This window comes from Pseudomonas sp. BO3-4 (genome assembly GCF_034044115.1).
Lineage (GTDB): Bacteria > Pseudomonadota > Gammaproteobacteria > Pseudomonadales > Pseudomonadaceae > Aquipseudomonas > Aquipseudomonas alloputida.
Genome location: NZ_CP139018.1, coordinates 58,128 through 83,757 on the forward strand (window position 1 = coordinate 58,128; position 25,630 = coordinate 83,757).

At 62.0% G+C, this 25,630-nt stretch carries 27 protein-coding genes; 16 read left to right on the forward strand and 11 right to left on the reverse strand.

Annotated elements, in window-relative coordinates:
- The first annotated feature begins 90 nt into the window (after positions 1 to 90).
- The 4 genes from coxB to REH59_RS00300 are packed head-to-tail and all read left to right on the forward strand — an operon-like array spanning position 91 to position 4,331.
- Positions 91 to 1,218, forward strand: coding sequence for a cytochrome c oxidase subunit II (coxB, locus tag REH59_RS00285; protein ID WP_320450376.1), 1,128 nt, complete (start codon positions 91 to 93; stop codon positions 1,216 to 1,218).
- Positions 1,219 to 1,261: 43 nt separating this feature from the next.
- Positions 1,262 to 2,851, forward strand: coding sequence for a cytochrome c oxidase subunit I (gene ctaD / locus REH59_RS00290; RefSeq protein ID WP_014861533.1), 1,590 nt, complete (start codon positions 1,262 to 1,264; stop codon positions 2,849 to 2,851).
- 9 nt (positions 2,852 to 2,860) lie between these two features.
- Positions 2,861 to 3,427 (forward strand): cytochrome c oxidase assembly protein, encoded by a 567-nt coding sequence (locus REH59_RS00295; protein WP_003253035.1) that lies wholly within the window; start codon positions 2,861 to 2,863, stop codon positions 3,425 to 3,427.
- 16 nt (positions 3,428 to 3,443) lie between these two features.
- Positions 3,444 to 4,331: a cytochrome c oxidase subunit 3 gene (locus tag REH59_RS00300; RefSeq protein ID WP_003253033.1), complete on the forward strand. Its 888-nt coding sequence runs from the start codon at positions 3,444 to 3,446 to the stop codon at positions 4,329 to 4,331.
- Positions 4,332 to 4,363: 32 nt separating this feature from the next.
- Here the strand turns inward: REH59_RS00300 and REH59_RS00305 are convergent, their stop codons facing one another.
- Entirely contained in the window at positions 4,364 to 4,567 is a 204-nt protein-coding gene (locus REH59_RS00305) for a twin transmembrane helix small protein (protein WP_020191169.1), read from the reverse strand.
- A gap of 51 nt (positions 4,568 to 4,618) precedes the next feature.
- On the opposite strand from REH59_RS00305, the gene REH59_RS00310 reads away from it, so the two are divergent.
- The 5 genes from REH59_RS00310 to REH59_RS00330 are packed head-to-tail and all read left to right on the forward strand — an operon-like array spanning position 4,619 to position 8,502.
- Entirely contained in the window at positions 4,619 to 5,356 is a 738-nt protein-coding gene (locus tag REH59_RS00310) for an SURF1 family protein (RefSeq protein ID WP_121782703.1), read from the forward strand.
- Positions 5,325 to 5,906 carry a hypothetical protein gene (locus REH59_RS00315; protein WP_014861531.1) on the forward strand — a complete coding sequence of 194 codons (582 nt, stop codon included), beginning with the start codon at positions 5,325 to 5,327 and terminating at the stop codon, positions 5,904 to 5,906. Before REH59_RS00310 ends, REH59_RS00315 begins: the two co-directional genes overlap by 32 nt.
- A gap of 9 nt (positions 5,907 to 5,915) precedes the next feature.
- On the forward strand, positions 5,916 to 6,995 hold the full coding sequence (locus tag REH59_RS00320) for a COX15/CtaA family protein (protein WP_014861530.1): 1,080 nt from the start codon (positions 5,916 to 5,918) through the stop codon (positions 6,993 to 6,995).
- The gene (cyoE, locus tag REH59_RS00325; protein WP_014861529.1) at positions 6,980 to 7,873 is read left to right on the forward strand and encodes a heme o synthase; all 894 of its coding nucleotides are present in this window, start codon (positions 6,980 to 6,982) and stop codon (positions 7,871 to 7,873) included. Before REH59_RS00320 ends, cyoE begins: the two co-directional genes overlap by 16 nt.
- Complete coding sequence (locus REH59_RS00330) at positions 7,870 to 8,502, forward strand: SCO family protein (RefSeq protein WP_014861528.1); 633 nt, start codon at positions 7,870 to 7,872, stop codon at positions 8,500 to 8,502. The genes cyoE and REH59_RS00330 overlap by 4 nt, the downstream gene beginning before the upstream one ends.
- Positions 8,503 to 8,623: 121 nt before the next feature.
- Here REH59_RS00330 and REH59_RS00335 read toward each other — a convergent pair whose 3' ends face one another.
- From REH59_RS00335 to REH59_RS00345, 3 genes are all read right to left on the reverse strand, one after another.
- On the reverse strand, positions 8,624 to 9,394 hold the full coding sequence (locus REH59_RS00335; protein ID WP_003253017.1) for a MetQ/NlpA family ABC transporter substrate-binding protein: 771 nt from the start codon (positions 9,392 to 9,394) through the stop codon (positions 8,624 to 8,626).
- A 64-nt stretch (positions 9,395 to 9,458) separates the two neighbouring features.
- On the reverse strand, positions 9,459 to 10,130 hold the full coding sequence (locus REH59_RS00340; protein WP_003253016.1) for a methionine ABC transporter permease: 672 nt from the start codon (positions 10,128 to 10,130) through the stop codon (positions 9,459 to 9,461).
- A complete protein-coding gene (locus REH59_RS00345; RefSeq protein WP_003253013.1) occupies positions 10,130 to 11,137 on the reverse strand; it encodes a methionine ABC transporter ATP-binding protein in 1,008 nt (335 codons plus the stop codon). The genes REH59_RS00340 and REH59_RS00345 overlap by 1 nt, the downstream gene beginning before the upstream one ends.
- A 227-nt stretch (positions 11,138 to 11,364) precedes the next feature.
- Here REH59_RS00345 and katE point away from each other — a divergent pair, with 227 nt between their 5' ends.
- A complete protein-coding gene (gene katE / locus REH59_RS00350; RefSeq protein ID WP_014861527.1) occupies positions 11,365 to 13,500 on the forward strand; it encodes a catalase HPII in 2,136 nt (711 codons plus the stop codon).
- 60 nt (positions 13,501 to 13,560) lie between these two features.
- On the opposite strand, the gene REH59_RS00355 is transcribed toward katE, so the two are convergent.
- From REH59_RS00355 to zur, 4 genes are all read right to left on the reverse strand, one after another.
- A complete protein-coding gene (locus tag REH59_RS00355; RefSeq protein ID WP_003253010.1) occupies positions 13,561 to 14,268 on the reverse strand; it encodes a PA5502 family lipoprotein in 708 nt (235 codons plus the stop codon).
- 126 nt (positions 14,269 to 14,394) lie between these two features.
- Positions 14,395 to 15,177: a zinc ABC transporter permease subunit ZnuB gene (gene znuB, locus REH59_RS00360; protein WP_003253007.1), complete on the reverse strand. Its 783-nt coding sequence runs from the start codon at positions 15,175 to 15,177 to the stop codon at positions 14,395 to 14,397.
- Positions 15,170 to 15,943, reverse strand: coding sequence for a zinc ABC transporter ATP-binding protein ZnuC (gene znuC, locus REH59_RS00365; protein ID WP_004575254.1), 774 nt, complete (start codon positions 15,941 to 15,943; stop codon positions 15,170 to 15,172). Before znuC ends, znuB begins: the two co-directional genes overlap by 8 nt.
- Positions 15,940 to 16,425, reverse strand: coding sequence for a zinc uptake transcriptional repressor Zur (gene zur, locus REH59_RS00370; RefSeq protein ID WP_003253002.1), 486 nt, complete (start codon positions 16,423 to 16,425; stop codon positions 15,940 to 15,942). Before zur ends, znuC begins: the two co-directional genes overlap by 4 nt.
- Positions 16,426 to 16,491: 66 nt before the next feature.
- Here zur and REH59_RS00375 point away from each other — a divergent pair, with 66 nt between their 5' ends.
- Positions 16,492 to 17,400 (forward strand): zinc ABC transporter substrate-binding protein, encoded by a 909-nt coding sequence (locus REH59_RS00375; RefSeq protein WP_047603783.1) that lies wholly within the window; start codon positions 16,492 to 16,494, stop codon positions 17,398 to 17,400.
- Positions 17,401 to 17,511: 111 nt separating this feature from the next.
- On the opposite strand, the gene REH59_RS00380 is transcribed toward REH59_RS00375, so the two are convergent.
- A complete protein-coding gene (locus tag REH59_RS00380) occupies positions 17,512 to 18,462 on the reverse strand; it encodes a homoserine kinase (protein ID WP_003252998.1) in 951 nt (316 codons plus the stop codon).
- A gap of 69 nt (positions 18,463 to 18,531) precedes the next feature.
- On the reverse strand, positions 18,532 to 18,819 hold the full coding sequence (locus REH59_RS00385; RefSeq protein ID WP_003252997.1) for a DUF2782 domain-containing protein: 288 nt from the start codon (positions 18,817 to 18,819) through the stop codon (positions 18,532 to 18,534).
- A gap of 75 nt (positions 18,820 to 18,894) precedes the next feature.
- On the opposite strand from REH59_RS00385, the gene polA reads away from it, so the two are divergent.
- A complete protein-coding gene (gene polA, locus REH59_RS00390) occupies positions 18,895 to 21,642 on the forward strand; it encodes a DNA polymerase I (protein WP_014861525.1) in 2,748 nt (915 codons plus the stop codon).
- Positions 21,643 to 22,187: 545 nt separating this feature from the next.
- Here polA and yihA read toward each other — a convergent pair.
- The gene (gene yihA / locus REH59_RS00395) at positions 22,188 to 22,820 is read right to left on the reverse strand and encodes a ribosome biogenesis GTP-binding protein YihA/YsxC (RefSeq protein ID WP_010951522.1); all 633 of its coding nucleotides are present in this window, start codon (positions 22,818 to 22,820) and stop codon (positions 22,188 to 22,190) included.
- 201 nt (positions 22,821 to 23,021) lie between these two features.
- On the opposite strand from yihA, the gene REH59_RS00400 reads away from it, so the two are divergent.
- The 4 genes from REH59_RS00400 (at position 23,022) to REH59_RS00415 (ending at position 25,624) form a co-directional block, all read left to right on the forward strand.
- Positions 23,022 to 23,324: a c-type cytochrome gene (locus tag REH59_RS00400; protein ID WP_003252992.1), complete on the forward strand. Its 303-nt coding sequence runs from the start codon at positions 23,022 to 23,024 to the stop codon at positions 23,322 to 23,324.
- Between the two features lie 31 nt (positions 23,325 to 23,355).
- Positions 23,356 to 23,973, forward strand: coding sequence for a c-type cytochrome (locus tag REH59_RS00405; protein ID WP_003252989.1), 618 nt, complete (start codon positions 23,356 to 23,358; stop codon positions 23,971 to 23,973).
- 151 nt (positions 23,974 to 24,124) lie between these two features.
- Positions 24,125 to 24,757, forward strand: coding sequence for a thiol:disulfide interchange protein DsbA (dsbA, locus tag REH59_RS00410; protein ID WP_003252987.1), 633 nt, complete (start codon positions 24,125 to 24,127; stop codon positions 24,755 to 24,757).
- A 12-nt stretch (positions 24,758 to 24,769) separates the two neighbouring features.
- Positions 24,770 to 25,624 carry an endonuclease/exonuclease/phosphatase family protein gene (locus REH59_RS00415; protein ID WP_003252985.1) on the forward strand — a complete coding sequence of 285 codons (855 nt, stop codon included), beginning with the start codon at positions 24,770 to 24,772 and terminating at the stop codon, positions 25,622 to 25,624.
- The last annotated feature ends 6 nt before the right edge of the window (positions 25,625 to 25,630 follow it).

Consider the following 25,630-nt stretch of genomic DNA (forward strand, 5'->3'; position numbering starts at 1 on the left):
CGGTCGTCGAAGCCATGCAGTCTTGACCGCCGTTCCCTCTTGCCGCAGGCCACGCCTCCGGGACAACAAGAATTAGAAGGGGAACCCGCAATGATGCGACATCCACATGTCTGGATGGGCCTCCTGTTGTGGTCGGTTTTTGGTCAGGCCAACGCCGCCTGGACCGTGAACATGCACCCAGGGGCGACGGAAGTCTCCAACGCCGTCTTCGACCTGCACATGACCATCTTCTGGATCTGCGTGATCATTGGCATCGTGGTGTTTGGCGCGATGTTCTGGTCAATGGTCATCCACCGCCGCTCCACCGGCCAGCAGGCTGCGCATTTCCACGAGCACACCTGGGTGGAAATCCTCTGGACGGTAGTTCCCTTCCTGATCCTGGTGGCCATGGCTATCCCGGCCACCAAGACGCTGATCGACATCTACGATGCCAGCGATTCGGACATCGACATCCAGGTCACGGGGTACCAGTGGAAATGGCACTACAAGTACCTGGGCCAGGACGTGGAGTTCTTCAGCAATCTGGCCACCCCCACCGACCAGATCCACAACAAGGCGCCCAAGGATGAGCATTACCTGCTGGAAGTCGACCAGCCGCTGGTGCTGCCGGTGGGCGCGAAAGTGCGCTTTCTGGTCACTGCTGCCGACGTGATCCACTCCTGGTGGGTGCCAGCCTTCGCGGTCAAGCGCGACGCCATCCCAGGCTTTGTCAACGAAGCCTGGACCCGGATCGAAAAGCCAGGCATCTACCGCGGCCAGTGTACCGAGCTGTGCGGCAAAGACCACGGCTTCATGCCGGTGGTGGTCGAGGTCAAGTCCAAGGCCGATTACGACACCTGGCTGGGCGAGCGCAAGGCTGAAGCCGCCAAGCTCAAGGAGCTGACCAGCAAGGAATGGACCCTGGAAGAGCTGGTGGCGCGAGGCGACAAGGTCTACCACACCACCTGCGTGGCCTGTCACCAGGCCGAAGGCCAGGGCCTGCCGCCAATGTTCCCGGCGCTCAAAGGCTCGAAGATTGCCACCGGGCCGAAGGAAGCCCACCTGAGCATTGTCTTCCATGGCAAGCCCGGCACGGCCATGGCCGCTTTCGGCAAGCAGCTGTCGGAAGTCGACATCGCTGCTGTGGTCACCTACGAGCGCAATGCCTGGGGCAACAACAAAGGCGACATGGTGACGCCGAAGGACGTGCTGGCGCTGAAGCAGGCAGAAGCCAAGTGAACCGGGTTACTCGCGGCAATCAATGGATTGCAGGAGACAGGACATGAGTGCAGTGATCGACGACCACGCCCACGGCCACGACCATGCGCACGGCCCGGCCAGGGGCCTGATGCGCTGGGTGCTGACTACCAACCATAAAGACATCGGCACGATGTACCTGTGGTTCAGTTTCATCATGTTCCTGCTGGGTGGCTCGTTTGCCATGGTGATCCGCGCCGAGCTGTTCCAGCCGGGTTTGCAGATCGTGGAGCCGGAATTCTTCAACCAGATGACTACCATGCATGGCCTGATCATGGTGTTCGGCGCGGTGATGCCGGCCTTCGTCGGCCTGGCCAACTGGATGATTCCGCTGATGATCGGCGCGCCCGACATGGCACTGCCACGGATGAACAACTTCAGCTTCTGGCTGCTGCCGGCGGCCTTCCTGCTGCTGGTCTCGACGCTGTTCAGCCCGGGCGGAGGGCCGAACTTTGGCTGGACGTTCTACGCACCGCTTTCCACCACCTATGCGCCAGCCAGCGTCACCTTCTTCATCTTCGCCATCCACCTGATGGGTATCAGCTCGATCATGGGGGCGATCAACGTGATTGCCACCATCCTCAACCTGCGTGCCCCCGGCATGACGCTGATGAAAATGCCGCTGTTCGTCTGGACCTGGCTGATTACCGCGTTCCTGCTGATTGCGGTGATGCCAGTACTGGCCGGCGTGGTAACCATGATGCTGATGGATATCCACTTCGGTACCAGCTTTTTCAGTGCCGCAGGTGGCGGTGACCCGGTGCTGTTCCAGCATGTGTTCTGGTTCTTCGGTCACCCTGAGGTGTACATCATGATCCTGCCCGCCTTCGGTGCGGTCAGCTCGATCATCCCGGCGTTCTCGCGCAAGCCGCTGTTCGGTTATACCTCGATGGTGTATGCCACCGGCGCCATTGCCTTCCTGTCATTCATCGTCTGGGCCCACCATATGTTCGTGGTCGGCATCCCGGTGGTCGGCGAGTTGTTCTTCATGTATGCCACCATGCTGATTGCCGTGCCCACCGGGGTGAAGGTATTCAACTGGGTCAGCACCATGTGGGAAGGTTCGCTCACCTTCGAAACGCCGATGCTGTTCGCCATCGCCTTTGTCATCCTGTTCACCATCGGTGGTTTCTCCGGGTTGATGCTGGCGATCGCCCCGGCGGACTTCCAGTACCACGACACTTACTTCGTGGTGGCGCATTTCCATTACGTACTGGTGCCTGGTGCAATTTTCGGCATCTTTGCCTCGGCCTACTACTGGCTGCCGAAATGGACCGGCCACATGTACGACGAAACCCTCGGCAAACTGCACTTCTGGCTGTCGTTCATCGGCATGAACATGGCCTTCTTCCCCATGCACTTCGTAGGCTTGGCCGGCATGCCACGGCGCATCCCCGACTACAACCTGCAGTTCGCCGATTTCAACATGGTGTCGTCGATCGGCGCGTTCATGTTCGGCGCCACGCAGATCTTCTTCCTGTTCATTGTCATCAAGTGCATCCGCGGTGGCGCGCCGGCACCGGCCAAACCCTGGGATGGCGCCGAGGGCCTTGAGTGGTCGATACCCTCGCCTGCGCCCTACCACACCTTCCAGACACCCCCGGAAGTGAAATAGGAACCCGCCATGAACGGCCTGTCGGTGAAACGCCTGGTAACGCGCCTGTTGATGCTGACGGTGGTGATGTTCGCCTTTGGCTTCGCGCTGGTGCCGATCTACGACGTCATGTGCAAAGCGTTCGGTATCAACGGCAAGACCGGCGGCCAATACGAAGGTAGCCAGGTCAGTGACCCGACGCGTGCTGTGCGGGTGCAGTTCATGTCGACCAATGCCAGCGACATGGTCTGGGACTTCTACTCCACTGCCGACCAGCTGGAGGTCAACCCGGGGGCGGTGAACCAGATGATCTTCATTGCCCACAACCCGACCGACCGGCCGATGAGTGCGCAGGCAATACCCAGCATTACCCCGGCCGAGGCCGCGGCCTACTTCCACAAGACCGAGTGCTTCTGCTTTACCCAGCAGGTGCTGCAGCCCGGCGAACGCATCGAGATGCCGGTGCGCTTCATCGTCGACCGCGACCTGCCGGCCAGCGTGAAGCACCTGACACTGGCCTACACCTTGTTCGACATCACCGCTCGCCACCCGCCGGTCGCGCACGTTGCGGCGCAGGACGTCCAGGGCGCCCGTTAAGGGAAGGAGAACAGCAATGGCAAGTCATGAGCACTACTACGTTCCGGCGCAGAGCAAATGGCCGATCATCGCCACCATCGGCATGTTCATCACGGTATTCGGCCTGGGCACCTGGTTCAACGACATGAAGGCGGGCCACCCGGATTCGCACGGGCCGCTGATCTTCTTCGTGGGTGCGTTGTTTCTGGCCTACATGCTGTTCGGCTGGTTTGGGTCAGTGGTCAAGGAGAGCCGCGCCGGGTTGTACAGCCCGCAGCTAGATCGCTCGTTCCGCTGGGGCATGAGCTGGTTCATCTTCTCTGAAGTGATGTTCTTCCTGGCGTTCTTCGGCGCGCTGTTCTATGTCCGCGTACTGGCGGGGCCGTGGCTGGGAGGCGAAGGGGCCAAAGGTGTTGCGCACATGCTGTGGCCAACGTTCGAATTCACCTGGCCGCTACTGCACACCCCCGACCCCAAGCTGTTCCCGCCGCCCAAGGAAGTGATCGACCCGTGGCATCTGCCGCTGATCAACACCATCCTGCTGGTCAGTTCCAGTGTGACAATCACCATTGCCCACCACGCCTTGCGCCGTGACCACCGCGGGCCGCTGAAATTCTGGATGGCGCTGACCATTGTCCTGGGCATCAGCTTTATCGCGCTGCAGGCCTTCGAGTACCACGAGGCCTATACCAAGCTGGGGCTGACACTGGGCTCAGGGATCTACGGTGCGACGTTCTTCATGCTTACCGGGTTTCACGGTGCCCACGTGACATTGGGCACGATCATTCTGATTGTGATGTTCGTGCGTATTCTGCGCGGGCATTTCAACCCAGAAAAACACTTCGGCTTCGAGGCAGCCAGTTGGTACTGGCACTTCGTCGATGTGGTGTGGGTGGGGTTGTTCATCTTTGTCTATGTGTTGTGAATACGAAAACCCTGTAGGGACGGGTGAGCGCTTCAGAAAGGGGCGTGGGAGACCAGTTGACCGCTGATCAAGCCCCAGGCGACCAGGCCTATGGTCAGGGCTGCCAGGGTCACCCGTATGGTCAGCGCCTTGAGCAGACGGGTCGAGTTTTCATCATCCTTGACCAGAAACACCAGGCCACTGAACAGGCTGGCAATCGTGGCCAACAGCATCAGGACAATCGCGGCCTTGAGCATGGCGTTACTCCCGGGGGATGCGGTGATGTGGATAAGTATAGCGAGGCGCCCGTGAGGCCGTTTCGCCCAGGCTGGGTACCGACGCTGGTGGTGCTTGCATTGCTGCCGGGGCTGATTGCGCTTGGTTGCTGGCAACTCGGCCGTGCCGAGGAAAAGCGCGTGCTGCTGGCCACCTATGCAGAACGGCGGGTTGAAGCGCCGATCGCCACCTCCCAGCTCCTCTCGAAAGAAGACAACGCCTTCCGCCGCGTGCACCTGTATGGCCGCTTCGACGCCGAGCACAGCGTGCTGCTGGACAACCGCATGCGCGACGGCAAAGCCGGTGTCGAGCTGCTGCAGCCCTTCCACGACCAAGCCAGCGGCCTGTGGTTGCTGATCAATCGTGGCTGGCTGCCATGGCTGGACCGCCGGGTGCCGGTGCACTTCGAAACCCCTGCCCAGGCCGTGGCGCTGGATGCCTCTGTGTATGTCGCGCCCGGTAGCACCTTCCAGCTGCACCCGGACCCCATCGGCGGGCAATGGCCGCATCTGTTGACCGCTATCGATGCCGCGCAGCTATGGCAACAGCTTGATCGCGAAGGCTTCGCCCAGGAATTGCGCCTTGAGGCGGGCCCTGCGAGCTATCGCCTGGACTGGCCGGTTGTGGCCATGAGCCCCGAAAAACACGTGGGCTACGCCGTGCAGTGGTTTGCCCTGGCTACCGCTCTGGTTCTGCTCTACCTCTACTTCGGCTGGCATCAAAACAAGGAGAAACGCCATGGCCACCGCCACTCCACTGGACGCGCCTGAACGTAGCAAACCCAGAGCCCGTGGGCGTTTGCAGCTTTTGCTGATCCTGCTGGTGGTGCTTGGGCCGATGGTTCTGGCCACCAGCATGTACAAGCTCAAATTCTGGGTACCGGAAGGCCGCAGCTACCATGGCGCCATGATTGGCAATGGGGAAAGCCGTGCCGATCTCGGCGTGGGGGGGCAGGACGATCGCTGGCAGTTGCTGGTCAGCGCACCCCAGGCCTGCACCGAAGACTGTCAGCGCCTGGTGTACCTGGCTCGGCAGATTCAGGTCGGGCTGGGGCGTGATGCCAGCCGCGCCAGCCATGCGCTGGCCGCCGCCCAGCCGCTGAGCGCCGACTATCAGGCACTGCTTGGCCGCGAGTACCCGCAGTTGCAGCGCTACCCGCTGGATGCGCAACGTTATCAGCAGAAGGTTGTCGAGCCCGGCCCGCAGCTGTGGATCGTCGACCCGCACGGCAACCTGGTGCTGCGCTACGACGGCAAGGTCAACGGCAAGCATGTGCTGGATGACCTGCGCCACCTGCTCAAGCTGTCCAACATCGGCTAGGAGCCTGCCATGGCCAGACCTGGATTTCGCCTTGCTGTGTTCGCCACCCTGCTGGCACTGCTGGTCGTCCTGCTTGGTGCCTATACCCGCCTGACCCACGCAGGCCTCGGTTGCCCCGACTGGCCGGGGTGCTATGGCTTTATCAGCGTGCCCAAGACTGACGCGCAGTTGGCCCATGCCGAGCTGCACTTTCCGGAGCACCCGGTGGAAGCTGCCAAGGGCTGGGCGGAGATGGTCCACCGCTACTTTGCCGGTAGCCTGGCCGTGGTGATCGCCCTGCTCGCGTTCCAGGCAATGCGCCGGCATGCCCGCGATGGGCAGCCTTATCGCCTGCCGATGCTGCTACTGGGTGTGGTGTTGGCCCAGGCAGCCTTCGGTATGTGGACGGTTACCCTGAAGCTATGGCCGCAGGTGGTCACGGCGCACTTGCTGGGTGGCTTTACCACGTTGAGCTTGCTGTTCCTGTTGTCTCTGCGTCTGTCCCGGGCCTTTGCGCCCTTGCCGAAACTGCCGCTGAGCCTGCGCCGGATCGCTGCGCTGGCGCTGCTGGTGGTAATCGGCCAGATCGCCCTGGGCGGTTGGGTCAGCGCCAACTACGCAGCCGTGGCCTGCATCGACCTGCCGACCTGCCATGGCCAGTGGTGGCCAGCGGCGGACTTCAGCAACGGCTTCCACCTGACCCAGCACGTCGGCCCCAATTACCTTGGCGGGCAGTTGGACAGTGATGCGCGCACGGCCATCCACATCAGCCACAGGTTGGGCGCGCTGCTGGTGACCTGTGTGCTGTTGATGCTCAGCTGGAAGCTGCACCGCTGTGGTCTCCCCGGCCTGGCGCGGCTGGTGCTGCTGGCGCTGGCCTTGCAAGTGGGCCTGGGCATCAGCAACGTGGTGTTCCACCTGCCGCTGGCGGTGGCTGTTGCGCACAATGCCGGCGGGGCGATGCTGCTGCTGAGCATGGTGCTGGTGAACTACCGCATTCGGGTGGTCGACAAGGTTCGAGTGGGTGTCGGCCATGGCTGGCGTCTACGGCCGGTGGTCGGGGTGGGCATTTCCCATCATATGAGGAATGACTCGTGGCGACGCTTCTAAGCGTACGACGGGCCCGCTGGCGCGATTACCTTGAGCTGACCAAGCCCAAGGTGGTGGTGCTGATGCTGATCACCTCGCTGGCGGGCATGTTCCTGGCCACCCGGGCGGGCGTCAGCTGGAGCGTGCTGTTGTTCGGCAACCTGGGCATCGGCCTGTGCGCGGGTGGCGCGGCAGTGGTCAATCATGTGGTGGATCGGCGCATCGATGCGCTGATGGCACGCACCCACAAACGGCCTTTGGCCCAAGGCCGAGTCGAGCCCCTGGCGGCGCTGTTGTTCGCCTTGGCCCTGGCGCTGCTGGGCATGGTCCTGCTGCTGGTATTCACCAACGCCCTCACCGCCTGGCTGACCCTGGCCTCATTACTCGGTTATGCGGTGCTCTACACCGGCTTTCTCAAGCGCGCCACGCCACAGAACATCGTCATCGGTGGCCTGGCCGGTGCCGCTCCGCCGTTGCTCGGCTGGGTGGCGGTAAGCGGCCATGTCAGCGCCGAACCCTTGCTGCTTGTGCTGATCATTTTCGCCTGGACCCCGCCGCATTTCTGGGCGCTGGCCATCCACCGCAAGGAGGAATACGCCAAGGCCGATATCCCGATGTTGCCGGTGACCCACGGCGAGCGCTACACCAAACTGCATATCCTGCTGTACACCCTGATCCTGCTGGCGGTGAGCCTGCTCCCGTATGCCATCCACATGAGTGGCCCGCTGTACCTGGCCTGTGCCCTGGGCTTGGGCCTGCGCTTCCTGCATTGGGCCTGGGTGTTGTACCGTAGCAGCCGGCCGCACGCGGCGATCGGCACCTTCAAGTACTCTATCGGCTACCTGTTCGCGCTGTTCATCGCGTTGCTCCTTGACCACTACCTGTTGCTGAGCCTATGACCCGAACCCAGAAAACCGTCTTCATCCTCGTTGCCCTGGTCGCGTTGATCCTGGGCCTGACCGTCAACAAGGTGCTTAATGGTCGTGACCAGCCCAACCCTGCCGAGCTGATCGATGCGGGCATCATCCTGCTGCCGCAGAGCCGCGCCGTGGCTGATGTCACCATGACCAACCAGGACGGCCAGCCGGTGCAGATGGATGACCTCAAGGGCAAATGGTCGCTGCTGTTCTTTGGCTACACCTACTGCCCGGACATCTGCCCGACCACCCTGGCCCAGTTGCGCCAAGTGAAGAGCGAGCTGCCCAAGGATGCCGTCGACCGGCTGCAGGTGGTGTTGGTGAGTGTGGACCCTAACCGCGACACGCCGAACCAGCTGAAGCAGTATCTGGGCTATTTCGACAAGGAATTTGTCGGCGTGGCGGGGTCGATCGAGGATACCCAGAAGCTGGCCAATGCCTTGAGCATTCCGTTCATTCCGGCGGATACCAGCAAGCCGGGGTATACCGTGGATCACAGCGGTAACCTGGCGATTGTCGGGCCGGATGGGCGACAGCGTGGGTTCATTCGGGCGCCGTTCAACAACCAGAAGCTGGGGGCGCAGTTGCCGGGGCTGGTCAAGCGGGATTGAGAGGGCTGGGCCTGCTGCGCAGGCCTTTCGCGACACAAGGCCACGGATCGGCGTACGCCTTACTTTGTGGGAGCGGCCTTGCGTCGCGAAAGGGCCGCAAAGCGGCCCCGGGGATGTTGGCTCAGAACGCCGGAACCACAGCGCCTTTGTACTTCTCGATGATGAACTGCTTCACCTCAGGCGAGTGCAGTGCAGCCGCCAGTTTCTTCATGTCGTCCGAGTCCTTGTTGTCCGGGCGGGCAACCAGGATGTTCACGTAAGGCGAGTCGCTGCCCTCGATGGCCAGCGCGTCTTTTTCCGGGTTCAGCTTGGCTTCCAGCGCGTAGTTGGTGTTGATCAGGGCGGCATCTACCTGGGTCAGCACACGCGGGATGGTGGCGGCTTCCAGCTCACGGAACTTCACGTTTTTCGGGTTCTCGGCAACATCCTTCACGGTCGACAGGATGTTCTTGTTGTCCTTGAGCTTGATCACGCCAGCCTTGTCCAGCAGCAGCAAGGCGCGGCCGCCGTTGGTGGCGTCGTTGGGGATGACCACGGTGGCGCCGGAGGACAGCTCGTCCAGTTTCTTGATCTTGGACGAATACACGCCCAGTGGCTCGATGTGCACGCCTGCCACGCTCACCAGCTGGGTACCCTTGGCCTTGTTGAACTCATCCAGGTAAGGCTGGTGCTGGAAGAAGTTGGCGTCCAGGCGCTTTTCGGCCACCTGCACGTTCGGCTGGATGTAGTCGGTGAATTCCTTGACCTTCAGCTCTACGCCTTCTTTCGCCAGTTGTGGTTTGACGAAGTTGAGGATCTCGGCGTGCGGCACCGGGGTGGCGGCGACGGTAAGGGTATCGGCCTGGGCCGAGAAGGCCGCGACAGCGGCAGCGACAGCAAGCAGCTTCTTCATTGATCACTCCTTGTGAGGGCCGCGACGGCCCCCGAACGGGTCGGCCTGGCCGACCCCATTGGGGTTATTTACGGGAAAAATGCACGACCAGTTTGTCGCCCACGCTCTGCAGTACTTGAACCAGTATCAGCAGCAGTACCACAGTCACTACCATCACATCGGTCTGGAAACGCTGGTAACCGAAGCGGATAGCCAGGTCACCAAGGCCACCGGCACCCACCACACCGGCCATGGCAGTGTAAGAAACCAGGGTGATGGCGGTTACGGTAATGGCCGCGAAGATGCCCGGACGGGCTTCCGGCAGCAGCGCACTGGTGATGATCTGGCGGGTGGTGGCGCCCATCGACTGGGTGGCTTCGATGATGCCGCGGTCCACTTCACGCAAGGCGGTTTCAACCAGGCGTGCAAAGAACGGCGTGGCACCCACTACCAGCGGCGGGATGGCGCCTGCAACGCCCAGCGAGGTACCGGTGATCAGCACGGTGAACGGGATCATCACGATCAGCAAAATGATGAATGGCAGCGAGCGCAGGATGTTGACCACCAGCGACAGCAGCGCATAGACGCCTTTCTGTTCGAACATCTGCTTTGGCCCGCAGAGGAACAGCAACACGCCCAGTGGCAGGCCCAGCAGCACGGTGAAGAACAGCGAGCCGAACAGCATGATCATGGTATCGACGGTGGCCAGCCAGATTTCGGCCCAGTCGACGTTGGCAAAGAAATTCAGGGCGTCCATCAACGCAGTACCTCCATATGTACGTCAGCTGCCTTGAAGCGGGCGAACGCCGCTTCCATGTCTCCGCCGATCAGGGCGAGAGTGAGCTGGCCATAGGGGACATCCTTGATGCGGTCGATACGCCCGGCGAGGATGCTGTAGTCGACACCGGTTTCGCGGGCCACGGTGCCCAGCAGCGGCGCGTAGGTGGCGTCGCCCTGGAAGGTCAGGCGTACGATGCGGCCTGGCACGTGGGCAAAGTCGTCGCGCTGCTCGCCTTCGTCGACCTGCTCGTCTTCCTGGACGAAGCGCTTGGTGGTGGGGTGCTGCGGGTGCAGAAACACCTCGGCCACCGAGCCTTGCTCGACGATCTGACCGGCGTCCATCACGGCCACGCGGTCGCAGACACGGCGGATCACGTCCATCTCGTGGGTAATCAGCACGATGGTCAGCTTCAGTTCACGGTTGATCTCGGCCAGCAGTTGCAGGACCGAGGCCGTGGTTTGCGGGTCGAGGGCACTGGTGGCCTCGTCGCATAGCAGAATCTTTGGGTTGGTGGACAGGGCGCGGGCGATGCCGACGCGCTGCTTCTGGCCGCCGGACAGCTGCGCCGGGTACTTCTTGGCGTGGTCCGACAGGCCAACGCGAGCCAGTAGCTCGGTGACACGCTTGTCGATTTCGCTGCGCGACAGCTCACCGGCCAGGGCCAGTGGCAGGGCGACGTTGTCGGCGACGGTCTTGGAAGCCAGCAGGTTGAAGTGCTGGAAAATCATCCCGACTTGCTGGCGGAAGCCGCGCAACTGGCTGGCGTTGAACGCGGTGACGTCTTCGCCGTCGACGATGATCGTGCCGCCGGAGGGCTCCTCCAGGCGGTTGATCAGGCGCAGCATGGTGCTTTTGCCAGCGCCGGAATGGCCGATCAGGCCGAACACCTGGCCATCTTCGATGGTCAGGCTGGTCGGATTCAGTGCGGGGATTTCCCTACCGGCAACGCGGTAGGTTTTATGTACCTGTTGGAACTCGATCACGTAGCGAACCTTGTGGGGCGCATTGAAATTTGGGTCAGCGGTTAGCTGGGGTCGCGCATTTTAGCCTTTTCCTATAGCTGTTCTTAGCATTTATTTCGTCATGCACCAATCCATCGGGCATATCGCGACAACCGGTAATCCTGATTGAACGCTCGGCAACGCCCTCCAGTCACTACTTGGACAAGCCCTGAACGGGCACGCCTTAAGACTGATGAGGAGAGCCGATCATGCCCAGCAAGAAAACGGATGCGCCCAAGCACAGCGAGGCCGCCGGTACCCAGACCCCTGACAGGGCCAACACCAATGCCAAGCTGCAGAGCCTGGAGGCCGACCGTAGCGATGCGACCGGGCATGCGCTGCGAACCAACCAGGGCGTGCGCATTGCTGACAACCAGAACTCCCTCAAGGCGGGTGATCGCGGGCCTTCGCTGCTTGAAGACTTCATCATGCGCGAGAAAATCACCCACTTCGACCATGAGCGTATCCCCGAACGCATCGTGCACGCACGCGGTACCGGGGCACACGGGTTCTTCCAGAGCTATGGCAACCACGCCGAGCTGACCAAGGCCGGCTTCCTGCAAGATCCGGAAAAGATCACCCCGGTTTTTGTCCGCTTCTCGACGGTTCAGGGCCCACGCGGGTCTGGCGACACGGTGCGAGATGTACGGGGCTTTGCCGTCAAGTTCTATACAGATGAAGGCAATTTCGACTTGGTCGGCAACAACATGCCGGTCTTTTTCATCCAGGATGCCATCAAGTTCCCCGATTTTGTCCACGCGGTGAAGCCAGAGCCACACAACGAGATACCGACCGGCGGTTCGGCTCATGACACCTTCTGGGATTTCGTCTCGCTGGTGCCGGAGTCGGCTCATATGGTCATGTGGGCCATGTCTGACCGCGCCATCCCGCGCAGCCTTCGAATGATGGAAGGCTTTGGCGTGCATACCTTCCGCCTGATCAATGCCGAGGGCGTGGCGAGCTTCGTCAAGTTTCATTGGAAACCACGCCAGGGCGTGCATTCCCTGCTGTGGGACGAAGCCCAGAAACTGGCGGGCAAGGACACCGACTTCCAGCGCCGTGACCTATGGGAAGCCATCGAAACCGGTGACTACCCGGAGTGGGAGCTGGGCGTGCAGATTGTGCCTGAGGCTGACGAACACAAATTCGACTTCGACCTGTTGGACCCGACCAAGATCATCCCGGAGGAACTGGTACCCGTCACGCCGCTGGGCAAGATGGTGCTCAACCGCAACCCGGACAATTTCTTTGCCGAGGTCGAACAGGTGGCGTTCTGCCCAGGCCATATCGTGCCAGGTATCGACTTTACCAACGACCCGCTGCTGCAGGGCCGGCTGTTCTCGTACACCGATACCCAGATCAGCCGCCTGGGTGGGCCGAACTTCCATCAGATCCCGATCAACCGGCCGGTAGCGCCGAACCACAACAACCAGCGTGATGCGCTGCACCAGCACGTCGTGCACAAGGGCCGGGCGTCCTACGAGCCCAACTCGATTGATGGCGGCTGGCCGAAGGAAACCCCGCCTGCGGCACAAGACGGCGGCTTCGAGAGCTATCAGGAGCGTATTGATGCGCACAAGATTCGCCAGCGCAGTGAGTCGTTCGGCGATCACTTCTCGCAGGCTCGGCTGTTCTTCCAGAGCATGAGCCCGACCGAGCAACAGCACATCATCAAGGCTTACAGCTTCGAGTTGGGCAAAGTGGAGCGTGAACATATCCGCGCCCGGGAAGTGAATGAAATTCTGGCCAACATCGACCTGAAGCTGGCGGCGGCGGTTGCGGCCAACCTGGGCCTCCCTGCGCCGAAAGCGGGTACGGTGCAGGTGAAGGGTAGCCAGCTGGCGCAATCGCCTGCGTTGAGCCAGATGAACCACCCAGGTTCGGTGGGTATCAAGGGGCGCAAAATTGCCGTGCTGGTTGCCGATGGCGTGGACGCTGCCAGCGTGGACAAACTGGTCAAGGCCCTGGAAGCGCACAGTGCCCGGCCGATGCTGCTGGGGCCGACCTCGGCGCCGGTGAAGGCGGCGGATGGCAAGCAACTGCCAGTAGCGGCGTCGATGGAGGGGATGCCTTCGATCATGTTCGATGGGATTGTCGTGCCTGCGGGCAAGGCCTCTACGGATGCGCTGGCGGCTAGCGGATTGGCCAAGCACTTCGTGCTGGAGGGCTACAAGCACCTGAAGGCGCTGGTGCTGACCAAGGAATTGGCGAAAGCGTTGGGGCTCAAGGAAGACAAGGGGCTGTTGCTCGGGGATGAGCAGAAGGCAGTGGATGCCTTTGTCAAAGCGGTTGAAGGCCACCGAGTGTGGGAGCGGGAGGCGGCAGCTGAAGCTGTTCCTGCCTGATAAGGCCTTTTTGCGGGTAAACCCGCTCCTGATGTAGGAGCGTGTTTACCCGCGAAGCGTTTACTGCTGATGGGGGACCAGCACCACCTGTGCCGGCAGCGAGCGCTGAATCTCATGCTTCTGCTTCAGCTCGAACCCACTGTCAATCTTGCGCACACGCTTTTCCAGCAAGGTCTTCAGCCAAGGTGCATCCTCGGTGCGTGGTACCTGGAATACCACTTCACACTGGTAACTCACCACATCGGCGGCAATGTCGTCCAGTTGGCGGCGCAGCGCGCGGCTGTCAGTGGTCTTCAAGGCCACCACGGTACTGGGCGCTGTCGGGTCGATGATGCGTGCCTTGGGCTTGGCTTCGGCGGCTTTCAGCGCAGCCTCAGCCTTTTCCAGCTCGGCCTTGCGGGCCTGGGTCACGGCATCCCCGCCGGTCACCGCTGGTGCCTGCGGCATCAGTGCCCGGGCACGGGCGAGCGCGGTAGCTGCCGCGTTCACATCGCCCTTCTGCAGAACGATCTGGCTACGTTGCAGGTAAGCTTCGGCCAGTTGGCGCTGGTATTGCTCCAGGCGTGCATCATCCGGCGACTGAGCCTGCAGTGCTGCCAGCTGGTCTTCGGCGGTAGCCAGCTCGTTGCTGGCGATGTTCTGTTGCAACTGCTGCCAGGCATCTGCTTGAGCAGGTGCGGTGGCCTGTTCGACCGGCGCATTGGAACAGGCAGCCAGGATCAGGGAAAACGCGGCAACAAGCAGATAACGGGAGGCGAACGGCTTCATTCCTGCGACTCTCTATTTGCGCAAAAAGCGAGCAAGTCTACACCCAGGTGCGCACGCTCGAAAATAGGCCTTACAGACCCTTTACGGGCCGAAGGTTGCAAGGCATGCCTGCACACGCCTTGCTTTTCAGCGTTTTGGCAGGGCCAGGCTCAGCAAGAATAGCACTGCGGCGCAGACCACGATCGAGGGCCCGGCGGGGGTGTCCTTGAACCAGGACATGGCCAGGCCGCCGCAGACCGCGGTGACACCCAGCAGGCTGGCACCCAGGGCCATCTGCTCTGGTGAGCGGGCGTGGCGCTGTGCCGCAGCGGCAGGAATGATCAGCAGTGAGGTAATCAGCAACACGCCAACGATTTTCATGGCAACCGCAATCACCACCGCGATCAGCAGCATCAGCGCCATGCGCAAGCCGGCCACGGGCAGGCCTTCAACCATGGCCAGTTCTTCGTGCACGGTAACCGCCAGCAGCGGCCGCCACAGCGCAGCGAGCAGCAGCAGGACCAGTGCACTGCCACCGAGGATCCAGGCCAGGTCGGTGGTGCTGATGGCCAGCAGATCGCCGAACAGGTAAGCCATCAGGTCGATGCGCACATCGTGCATGAAGCTCAGCACCACCAAGCCCAGCGACAAGGTGCTGGGGGCCAGGATACCCAGGAGGGTGTCGGAGGCCAGCGGCTGGCGTTGCTGCAATGTCACCAGCAGAATCGCCAGCAACAGGCAGCCCACGGTTACCGCCAGCGCCGGGCTGACATCCAGGGCAAAGCCCAGGGCCACACCGAGCAGCGCGGCGTGAGACAGGGTGTCGCCAAAATAGGCCATGCGCCGCCATACCACGAAGGAGCCCAGTGGGCCTGCAACCAGTGCCAGGGACAAGCCGGCAAGCAAGGCGTAGAGAAGAAAATCAGCCATGCTTGCAGTGCTCTCCGTGAACATGGGTGCCAGGGGCGACCACCGAGCCATGCAGGTCGTGGCTGTGGTCGTGATGGTGGTGGTAGATGGCCAGGCTCGGTGCGGTCTTGCCGAACAGCTCGACGAACGCCGGATCACCGCTGACTTGCTCAGGGTGACCCGAGCAGCACACGTGGCGGTTCAGGCACACCACCTGGTCGGTAGCGCTCATGACCAGGTGCAGGTCGTGGGACACCATCAGTACGCCGCAGCCGTGGCGGTCGCGCAGGCGGGTGATGAGGTTGTAAAGCTCGGTCTGGCCGACCACGTCCACACCTTGTACCGGTTCGTCGAGCACCAGCAACTGGGGTTCGCGCAGCAAGGCGCGGGCCAGCAGCACGCGTTGCATTTCGCCGCCGGAAATAGTCTGGATCGGGCTGTCGATGACGTGCTCGGCGCCCACTTCCTGCAGCGCCGACAAGGCTGCCGCGCGGTCTACGCCGGGCACCAGGCGCAAGAAGCGCAGCACCGACAGCGGCAGCGTGGCATCAACCTGAATTTTCTGCGGCATGTAGCCAATGCGCAGCTTGGGTTTGCGCCATACCTTGCCGCGATGTGGCTTGAGCAGGCCAAGTACGGCGCGCACCAGGGTCGTCTTGCCCGCCCCGTTAGGGCCAATCAGGGTGACGATCTGGCCTGGGGCGACCGACAGGTCGATGCTGTCGAGCACCGCCTCACCGCCAAAGGTGACGCCGACCTGCTCCAGGCGAATCAGGGCGTCGCTCATGCCGCGCTCCGGCAGTTACCGCACAGGCCGACCACTTCCACGGTCTGGGTCTCGACCGTGAAACCCACGCCTTTGGCGCTGTTGATGATGGCCTCGCTGATGCTGCTCTGCTCGAGCTCGATGGCCACATGGCAGGCCCGACAGATCAGGAACTGGCCTTGGTGCACGTGCTCGGGGTGGCTGCAGCCGATGAAGGCGTTGAGCGATGCGATGCGATGTACCAGGCCGTTTTCCAGCAGGAAGTCCAGCGCACGGTACACCGTGGGCGGCGCGGCGCGGCGGCCGTCCTGCTCACTGAGCACAGCGAGGATGTCGTAGGCGCCCAGTGGCTTGTGGCTCTGCCACACCAGCTCCAGCACACGGCGGCGCAGGGCTGTCAGGCGCAGGCCCTGGCGGGTGCACAAGGCGTCGGCTTCAGCCAGTGCGCTGTGTACGCAATGGGAGTGGTCGTGAGGACGGTTGGCCAGCGGTGTGATGGACATGGGCAGCGACGGTTCTGGACAGAGACGTTATTATGTTACCTGTTTCTGAAGATTCGAGTATCCACCGTGTCCCGATTCCTGGCTCTGTTTGTCGCTTTCATCGCATTATCCGCGCAGGCCGACGTGCGTGTGCTCACCAGTATCAAGCCCCTGCAGCAGATTGCCGCTGCCGTGCAGGAGGGTGTTGGCAGCCCTGACGTGCTGCTGCCGCCCGGCGCTTCACCCCACCACTATGCGCTGCGCCCCTCGGACGTGCGGCGGGTAGGCGATGCCGACCTGCTTTACTGGATCGGCCCTGACATGGAGAATTTCCTTCCGCGTGTGCTGGGAAGCCGCAGCAAGGCCACAGTGGCTGTGCAGTCGCTGCCGGGCATGAAGCTGCGCCACTTTGGCGAGGACAGCCATTCCCATGAGGAAGCAGACCATGACGATCATGACCACGATCACCGCCCAGGCAGCCTGGATGCGCATTTGTGGCTATCGTCGGTCAATGCGCGAGTAATCGCGGCAAAAATGGCAGCTGACCTGGCCCAGGTCGACCCGGCCAATGCGGCTCGCTATCAGAGCAACCTGAAGGCCTTCGATGAACGCCTGGATGCGTTGGATGGGCGTATCAAGGCGCGCGTGGCCGGTATTGCCGGCAAGCCGTACTTCGTCTTCCACGAAGCCTTCGACTATTTTGAAGCTGAATATGGCTTGAAGCACGCGGGCGTTTTCAGCGTGGCATCCGAGGTGCAGCCTGGGGCGCAACATGTGGCGGCCATGCGCAAGCGTCTTCAGGAAGTGGGCAAGACCTGCGTGTTCAGCGAGCCGCCACTGCGGCCGCGATTGGCCGAGACGCTGACTGCCGGGTTGCCGGTGCGCCTGGCCGAGCTGGATGCCTTGGGTGGCACCGATCCGGTGGATGGCAAAGGGTATGAACGCTTGCTGGAGAAGCTGGGCGGTGACCTGACAGGCTGCCTGGAACAGTTGTAAGCCTGTACCGGCCCCTTCGCGGGTGAATCCGTGCCCACAGGTACTGCGCAGGCCTCAAGGCTGTCGCTATCCCTGTGGGAGCGGGTTCACCCGCGAAGAAGCAGACGTGGTCTACAGCGCGAACGGCAGGTGCAAAGCCACCTGCTGGCGTTGCGCCAGACGTACTTCAAACTCGCTCGGATCGTGGATCATCACATCCATCCCGGCAAACGATTCGGCGGCAATCAGGCGCGACAGCCAGAAACGCACGCAGCCTACCCTCAACATTTCCGGCCACAGCTCGGCTTCGGCTGCAGTGAACGGCCGCAGCGCCGCGTAGGCTGCCAGCAGTGCCTGGGCGCGTGGTACATCCACCGCTCCCTGCTCATCCAGGCACCAGTCGTTCACGGTGATGGCAATGTCATACAGCATCGGCCCGGAGCAGGCATTGTAGAAGTCGATCACACCGGTCAGGTGGGTGCCTTCGAACATCACGTTGTCGCGGAACAGGTCGGCATGCAGGTTGGCCCGCGGCAAGGCCAGGATCTGCGCCTTATGTGCGCTGATTTCGTCCAGCGCCGGCTGCAGCAATGCGGCTTGCTCCGCAGTCAGGCGTGGCAGTAGCTCGGCACCCGAGGCCAGCATCCAGTCCAGGCCGCGGTCGGTGCGGCGCTCGATGATGTGCTCTCGGGTGGCCAGGTGAATGTGTGCCAGTAGCTCGCCGACCTGGGCGCAGTGCTGGTTGTTGGGTGCCTTGATGTGTTTGCCCGACAGCCTGGGCTGCAGCAATGCCGGCTTGCCGCACAGCTCGCGCAGGCCGTTGCCGTCGCGATCACGAATGGCATAGGGCACCGGCATGTCGGCACCGTGCAGGGTATCGAGCAGCTCGATGAAGAACGGCATGTCCTCGCTGGGCCCACGCTCTATCAGCGTCAGGACGAACTCCCCCTGTTCGAGGCTGACGAAGAAATTGCTGTTCTCGGTACCGGCGGCAATGCCCTGGAAGTCGAGCAGACGGCCCAGCTCGTACGGCGCCAGAAAGGTTTCCAGCTCAGGCCGGGTCACGGGGGTGAAGACTGACATGATGAAAAATTGCCCATACGGGCACTTCCGCCGGGAAGTGCCGGGTTGATGTGAACGGTGCGCGTCAGCTTACCACTCGAAGATCTTCCAGGACGGAATCAGCATGTCCGGCTGGTCGGATCGAATGAAATTGGCATCAGTGCCATCAGCGCGTACCAGAAAGTAAGGCTTGCCGTTTTTCGGCGTGATCTTGATCGCATACAGGAAGCCGTTTTGCCGGTATTCCTGGATGGTTTTATCGCCTTCCGTGCGAATGGTCACCTCGGGATCGGCCGAGGGGGCGTCGTCCGCCGCCAGGGTGACGACAGGCGTGGTTGCCAACAGGCCGAGCAGTAACAGGCGATTGAGTGTGCGCATGATAACCTAGTCCCTTTGTCGTCAATGATTCTGGCTATTCTAGCGCCGGACCCGTCGAAAAGGTTGATTCTGCTCATGAGCCAAGCGCCCCTCGTCCTGGTGGACGGTTCCTCCTACCTTTATCGCGCCTTCCACGCGCTGCCACCGCTGACCACGTCCAAGGGCATGCCGACCGGTGCGGTGAAGGGTGTGCTGAACATGCTCAAGAGCCTGCGCAAGCAATATCCCGACAGCCTGTTTGCCGTGGTGTTCGACGCCAAGGGCGGCACTTTCCGCGATGCCATGTTCGCCGAGTACAAGGCTAACCGCCCCAGCATGCCGGATGACCTGCGGGTACAGATCGAGCCGCTGCACGCCAGCGTCAAGGCGTTGGGCTACCCGCTGCTGTGCGTGGAGGGTGTCGAGGCTGACGACGTGATCGGCACCTTGGCGCGCAGCAGCGCCGCCCTGGGTCGCCCGGTGATCATCTCGACCGGTGACAAGGACATGGCGCAACTGGTGGACGGGCACATTACCTTGGTCAACACCATGACCGGAAGCGTGCTGGACGTGGCTGGCGTGCACGAGAAGTTCGGCGTCGGCCCGGAACACATCATCGACTTCTTGGCCCTGATGGGTGACAAGGTCGACAACATCCCGGGTGTGCCGGGCGTGGGCGAAAAAACGGCAGTGGGGCTGCTGACCGGCATCGGCGGCGGTCTCAGCGACCTTTACGCCAACCTGGACAAGGTGCCAACGCTGGCCATTCGCGGCGCCAAGACCTTGCCGGCCAAACTGGAGGAGCACCGCGACGCGGCTTTCCTGTCCTACGAGCTGGCCACCATCAAGGTTGACGTGCCGCTGGATGTCGAGGTCGAGGCGCTGGTGTGCGGTGAACCTGACCGCGAGGCGTTGCTGGCGTTGTACACCGAGATGGAGTTCAAGAGCTGGGTCGCCGAAGTGCAGCGCGATGCGGCCAAGGCTGGTGATGATGTCGCTCCGGCTGTGGAGCCTGCGGCCAAGGTCGAGCCCAAATACGAAACCATCCTCGACCAGGCCCGTTTCGACGCCTGGCTGGAAAAGCTGCGCCAGGCACCGCTGTTCGCCTTCGACACCGAGACCACCGGCCTGGACGCCCAGCAGGCGCAGTTGGTCGGCCTGTCCTTCGCTGTCGAGCCGCATGAAGCGGCCTATGTGCCGCTGGCCCACGATTATGAAGGCGCGCCGGTCCAGCTGGACCGCGAGGCCGTGCTGTTGGCGCTGAAACCACTGCTGGAGGACCCGGCCAAGGCCAAGGTCGGGCAGAACGCCAAGTACGACATCAACATCCTCGCCAATGGCTCCCCCGCTATCGAGATGCGCGGCGTGGCCTACGACACCATGCTCGAGTCGTACGTGCTGAACTCCACCGCCACCCGTCATGACATGGACAGCCTGGCGCAGAAGTACCTCGACCACACCACGATCGCCTTCGAGGACATCGCCGGCAAGGGTGCCAAGCAGCTTACCTTCAACCAGATCATCCTGGACAAGGCCGGCCCGTACGCCGCCGAAGACGCCGACATCACGCTGCGCCTGCACCATGCATTGCAGGCCCGCCTGGCACAGACGCCGAGCGTGCAACCGGTGCTGACGGATATCGAGATGCCGCTGGTGCCGGTGCTGGCCAGGATCGAGCGCCAGGGTGCGCTGGTCGATGCCGAGCTGTTGAAAGTACAGAGCGGTGAGCTGGGCGTGAAGATGGCTGAGCTTGAGCTGCGTGCCTACGAGCTCGCCGGTGAGACGTTCAACCTCGGCTCGCCCAAGCAGCTGGGCACGATCCTTTACGACAAGCTGGGCATGCCGGTGTTGAGCAAGACCGCCAAGGGCCAGCCATCCACCGCCGAAGCAGTGCTCGACGAACTGGCCGAACAAGGCTACCCGCTGCCAGAGGTGCTGATGCAGTACCGCAGCCTGAGCAAGCTCAAGAGCACCTACACCGACAAGTTACCGGGGCAGATCAACCCGCGCACCGGGCGTATCCACACGTCCTACCAGCAGGCCGTGGCGGCCACCGGCCGGTTGTCGTCGAGCGACCCGAACCTGCAGAACATTCCGATCCGCACCGCTGAAGGGCGGCGTATTCGCCAGGCGTTCATCGCCAGTCCGGGTTACAAGCTTCTGGCGGCGGACTATTCACAGATCGAGCTGCGCATCATGGCCCACCTGGCCAAGGACGAAGGCTTGCTGCATGCCTTCCGCAATGACCTGGACGTGCACCGCGCCACGGCAGCCGAAGTGTTCGGTGTGGCTCTGGAAGACGTGACCACCGACCAGCGCCGCAGCGCCAAGGCGATCAACTTCGGCCTGATTTACGGCATGAGCGCCTTTGGCCTGGCCAAGCAGATCGGCGTCGACCGCAAGCAGTCACAGGACTACATCGACCGTTATTTTGCCCGCTACCCGGGCGTGCTGGCCTATATGGAGCGCACCCGCGCCCAGGCGGCCGAGCAAGGCTTTGTCGAAACCCTGTTTGGCCGCCGGCTGTACTTGCCAGACATCAATGCCAAGAACCCTGCCCTGCGCAAGGGCGCCGAGCGCACGGCGATCAACGCCCCGATGCAGGGTACTGCGGCCGACATCATCAAGCGGGCCATGGTCAAAGTAGATAACTGGTTGAGCGAGAGCGGGCTGGATGCCCGGGTGATCCTTCAGGTGCACGACGAACTGGTGCTTGAGGTACGCGAGGACCTGGTGGAGCAGGTGAAAGATGAAATTCGCCAGCACATGAGCCAGGCCGCGCAGCTGGATGTGCCGCTGCTTGTCGAAGCAGGCGTTGGTGCGAATTGGGACGAAGCTCACTGATTGAGCAGGTAAAACTGTGTAGGATCTGCGGCGTAGTGACGCGGATCCGAGCACCGCTCAGTGCTGTGGGTGCTTAAGTTTCATGAAACTATCGCAAATAGTTTTGTGGGCTTCGGAACTAAACCGGTGAAGCGGAACTCAGAGTAACTGAATGGCTGGTGAAGCCCTTCGATGCTCCTATGTTGTGTTAAGTGTTGGCAGATATCTGGACCCCGCCCTAGCGGTCCGGACTTGGACCCCGAACTTCCCCCTCCCCATACGAAGTCCGGGGTTTTTTTTGCCCGGAATTTGCCGGATGGCTTGTACTGAGCCTCCGTAGGCGCGGGTTTACCCGCGAATGCGCTGTCGAATTCACCGCTGCATTCGCGGGTAAACCCGCGCCTACAAGGGCCTGCGCCCAATCACCAAAGCGTGTCCAACCCCGATCAGGTGTAGGAGCGGGTTTACCCGCGAATACGGTAGCGGCGGCAACGGTGAACGGCGGGTGGAGAGCAGGCCCGGCCCTTTCGCGGGCAAACCCGCTCCTACGGGTCAGGCGCAAAGCATTAAACGACCGGCTTGTCTTCCAGTTCCATCCAGTCCGCCAGCACTCGGTAGGCGTCTTCCACGCCCAGGCGCTTGGGTGCCGAGAACAGCTGGATGGTCACGCCATCCCCCCAGCCCTTGCGGATTTCCGACTGTACTTTCAGCAGTGTGTTCTTGCCCGCGCCGTGGGTCAGCTTGTCGGCCTTGGTCAGCAGGATGTGCATCGGCATGCTGCTGGCCTTGGCCCAGTCGAGCATCATCTTGTCGAAGTCGGTCATCGGGTGACGCACGTCCATCATCAGGATCACGCCACGCAGGCACTCACGGCTGCCCAGGTAGGCTTCCAGGTGTTTCTGCCAGTGCTGCTTGAGCGGAATCGGGACTTTTGCATAACCATAGCCCGGCAGGTCGACCAAACGCCGTTCATCGTCCAGACTGAAGAAATTCAACAGCTGGGTGCGTCCGGGAGTTTTCGAGGTACGCGCCAGGCTGGCATGAGTCAGGGTATTGAGGGCGCTGGATTTGCCGGCGTTGGAACGGCCGGCAAAAGCCACCTCGTAGCCCTGGTCGTCCGGGCATTGTTCGACCTTGGCTGCGCTGAGGGCGAATTTGGCTTTCTGGCAGAGGCCGAGGATGGGGTTCTTGACTTGCATGGGATATCCGATGTGGGTGTTGCCTGACTTTGTAGAGCCAAGCCTGGCAAGCGGTGTCGTTTCCGTTTGGATGGCGGAAGTATATAATGCCCCAGTTTTTGTGTGCTCATTCTCCCAGCGAAGGAGAACGGGCATGGGGTGTCGAACAATAGCTCGCGCAACAGAACGCAGCGCGGCCCCCAACCCTGAAGGTCGTTCCGCATGGCGAAATGGCTGCTTGCTGTCGGTATGTTCCTGCCGTTTTTCAGCGCACAGGCTACACAGGATCCCGAGGTGTTGTACAACCGCACGTGTGCGGCCTGCCACACCGGGCAGTTGCCACAGGCACCCAGACGGGGTGACCGGGCAGCATGGGAGCCAAGGCTGGCGCAAGGCATGGATGTACTGGTGAAGCACGTGACCCAGGGTTTCAAGGCTATGCCGCCGCGTGGATTGTGCATGGACTGCAGTGCCGAGGACTACCGTTTGGTCATCCTTTGGATGAGCGGCAGTCCCGATACATAACATTTCACCCTTAGCCGTGTTGGATTAGCTGATGAACAAACTAGTCGTGAGTCTGCTGTTGACCCTGGGTGTCGCTGGTGCGGCCACTGCTGCGCAACCTATCAAAGGCGATGCCGCCGCTGGCCAGGCCAAGACCGCCGTCTGTGGCGCCTGCCACAATCCTGACGGCAACAGCCTGGCACCGAACTTCCCGAAACTGGCCGGCCAAGGCCAGCGCTATCTCGAAAAACAACTGCACGATATCAAGTCGGGCAAGCGTACCGTGCTGGAAATGACCGGCATGCTGGCCGCATTCAGCGACCAGGATCTGGCCGATATCGCCGCCTACTTCTCCAGCCAGAAAGGCAGCGTGGGTGCCGCCGATCCCAAACTGGTCGAGCGCGGCCGTGCGCTGTTCAATGGTGGCGACCTGGAAAAGGGCATGCCGGCCTGCACTGGCTGCCACTCGCCTAACGGCGCGGGCATCGCCCTGGCCGGCTTCCCGCACCTGGGCGGGCAGCACTCGCAGTACGTGGCCAAGCAGCTCACTGATTTCCGCGAAGGCAACCGCACCAACGATGGCGATGCCATGACCATGCGCACCATCGCTGGCAAGCTGAGCAACCATGACATCGAAGCGTTGGCCAGCTACATCCAGGGCCTGCATTAACTTTCGGTTAATGTTGTAGGTCAATGATGAAAGGGCGGCCGGGCTGCCCTTTTTTCTGTCCGCAGCCGTTACACTACAGAACTCGAGCCCTTCCCGGCCTGTCTCAGTGCAGGTCGCGTCGTGGCGACCCATGACTGCTCAGGAGTAAAGCATGCGTAAACTGATTCTCAGCGCTGCGCTGGTCGCCGCCAGCGTATTCGGTATGACTGCCGTTCAGGCCGCCGAGCCTGTCGCCGGCAAGGAATACATCGAGCTGAGCAACCCTGTTCCGGTTTCCGTGCCTGGCAAGATCGAAGTCGTCGAGCTGTTCTGGTACGGCTGCCCACATTGCTACCACTTCGAGCCGACCATCAACCCTTGGGCTGAAAAGCTGCCCAAGGACGTCAACTTCAAGCGCGTACCGGCCATGTTCGGTGGCCCGTGGGATGCACACGGCCAGATGTTCCTGACCCTCGAAGCCATGGGCGTCGAGCACAAGGTGCACGCGGCGGTGTTCGATGCCATTCAGAACCAGCACAAGCGCCTGACCGACAAGAACGACATGGCCGACTTCCTCGCCACTCAAGGTGTGGACAAGGACAAGTTCCTCGCCACCTTCGACTCGTTCGCCATCAAGGGCCAGGTCAAACAGGCCAAGGAATTGGCGAAGAAGTATGAAATCACCGGCGTACCGAGCATGGTCGTCAACGGCAAGTACCGCTTCGACCTGGGGACTGCCGGCGGACCGGAAGGCGTGCTGAATGTCGCCGACCAGCTGATCGACAAGGAGCGCGCTGCCAAGTAGGCGGCGTCACCCATGCCCCGCTTCAGAGCTACGCGTGGCATTGGCCTGCACGAGCCGCAGGTCAACGAGCATCACCTGCAGGCCCCGGGCCTGCCCGAGGATGGTCGTCTGCGGCTGCTCAGTTTCAACATCCAGGTGGGCATCAGCACCGAGCGCTACCGCCATTACCTGACGCGTAGCTGGCAGCACCTGCTGCCGCATAACGGCCGTGCCGGTAACCTGCAGAAGATCGGCAGGTTGCTGGGCGACTTCGACCTGGTGGCCCTGCAGGAAGCCGATGGTGGCAGCCTGCGCTCGGGCTACGTCAACCAGGTTGAACACCTGGCCCACTTGGGGGCCTTTCCCTATTGGTACCAGCAGCTCAACCGCAACCTTGGGCGTTTTGCCCAGCACAGCAACGGTGTGCTCAGCCGCCTGAAGCCGCAACTGCTCGAAGACCATCCGTTGCCTGGCCCGGCCGGGCGAGGTGCGATTCTGGTGCGGTTTGGCGAAGGCGAAGATGCGCTGATAGTGGTGATGATGCACCTGGCATTGGGGGCCAAGACCCGCGCCCTGCAGCTGGGTTATATCCGCGAGCTGATAGGCGGCTACCGTCACCAGGTGCTGATGGGTGACATGAACACCCATGCCACCGACCTGCTGGAGCATTCGCCACTGCGCGATTTGGGCCTGGTCGCCCCACAAGTCGAGGCCACCTTCCCCAGCTGGCGACCGCAGCGTTGCCTTGATCATATTTTGCTCAGTTCAAGCCTCACGCTGGAGCGTGTCGAGGTGCTGGCGCAGCCAATTTCGGACCACCTTCCCGTTGCTGTCGAGATTCGATTGCCTGATGCATTGACTGTGGATACGCTGCCGGTTTTGAGCTAATTGCCA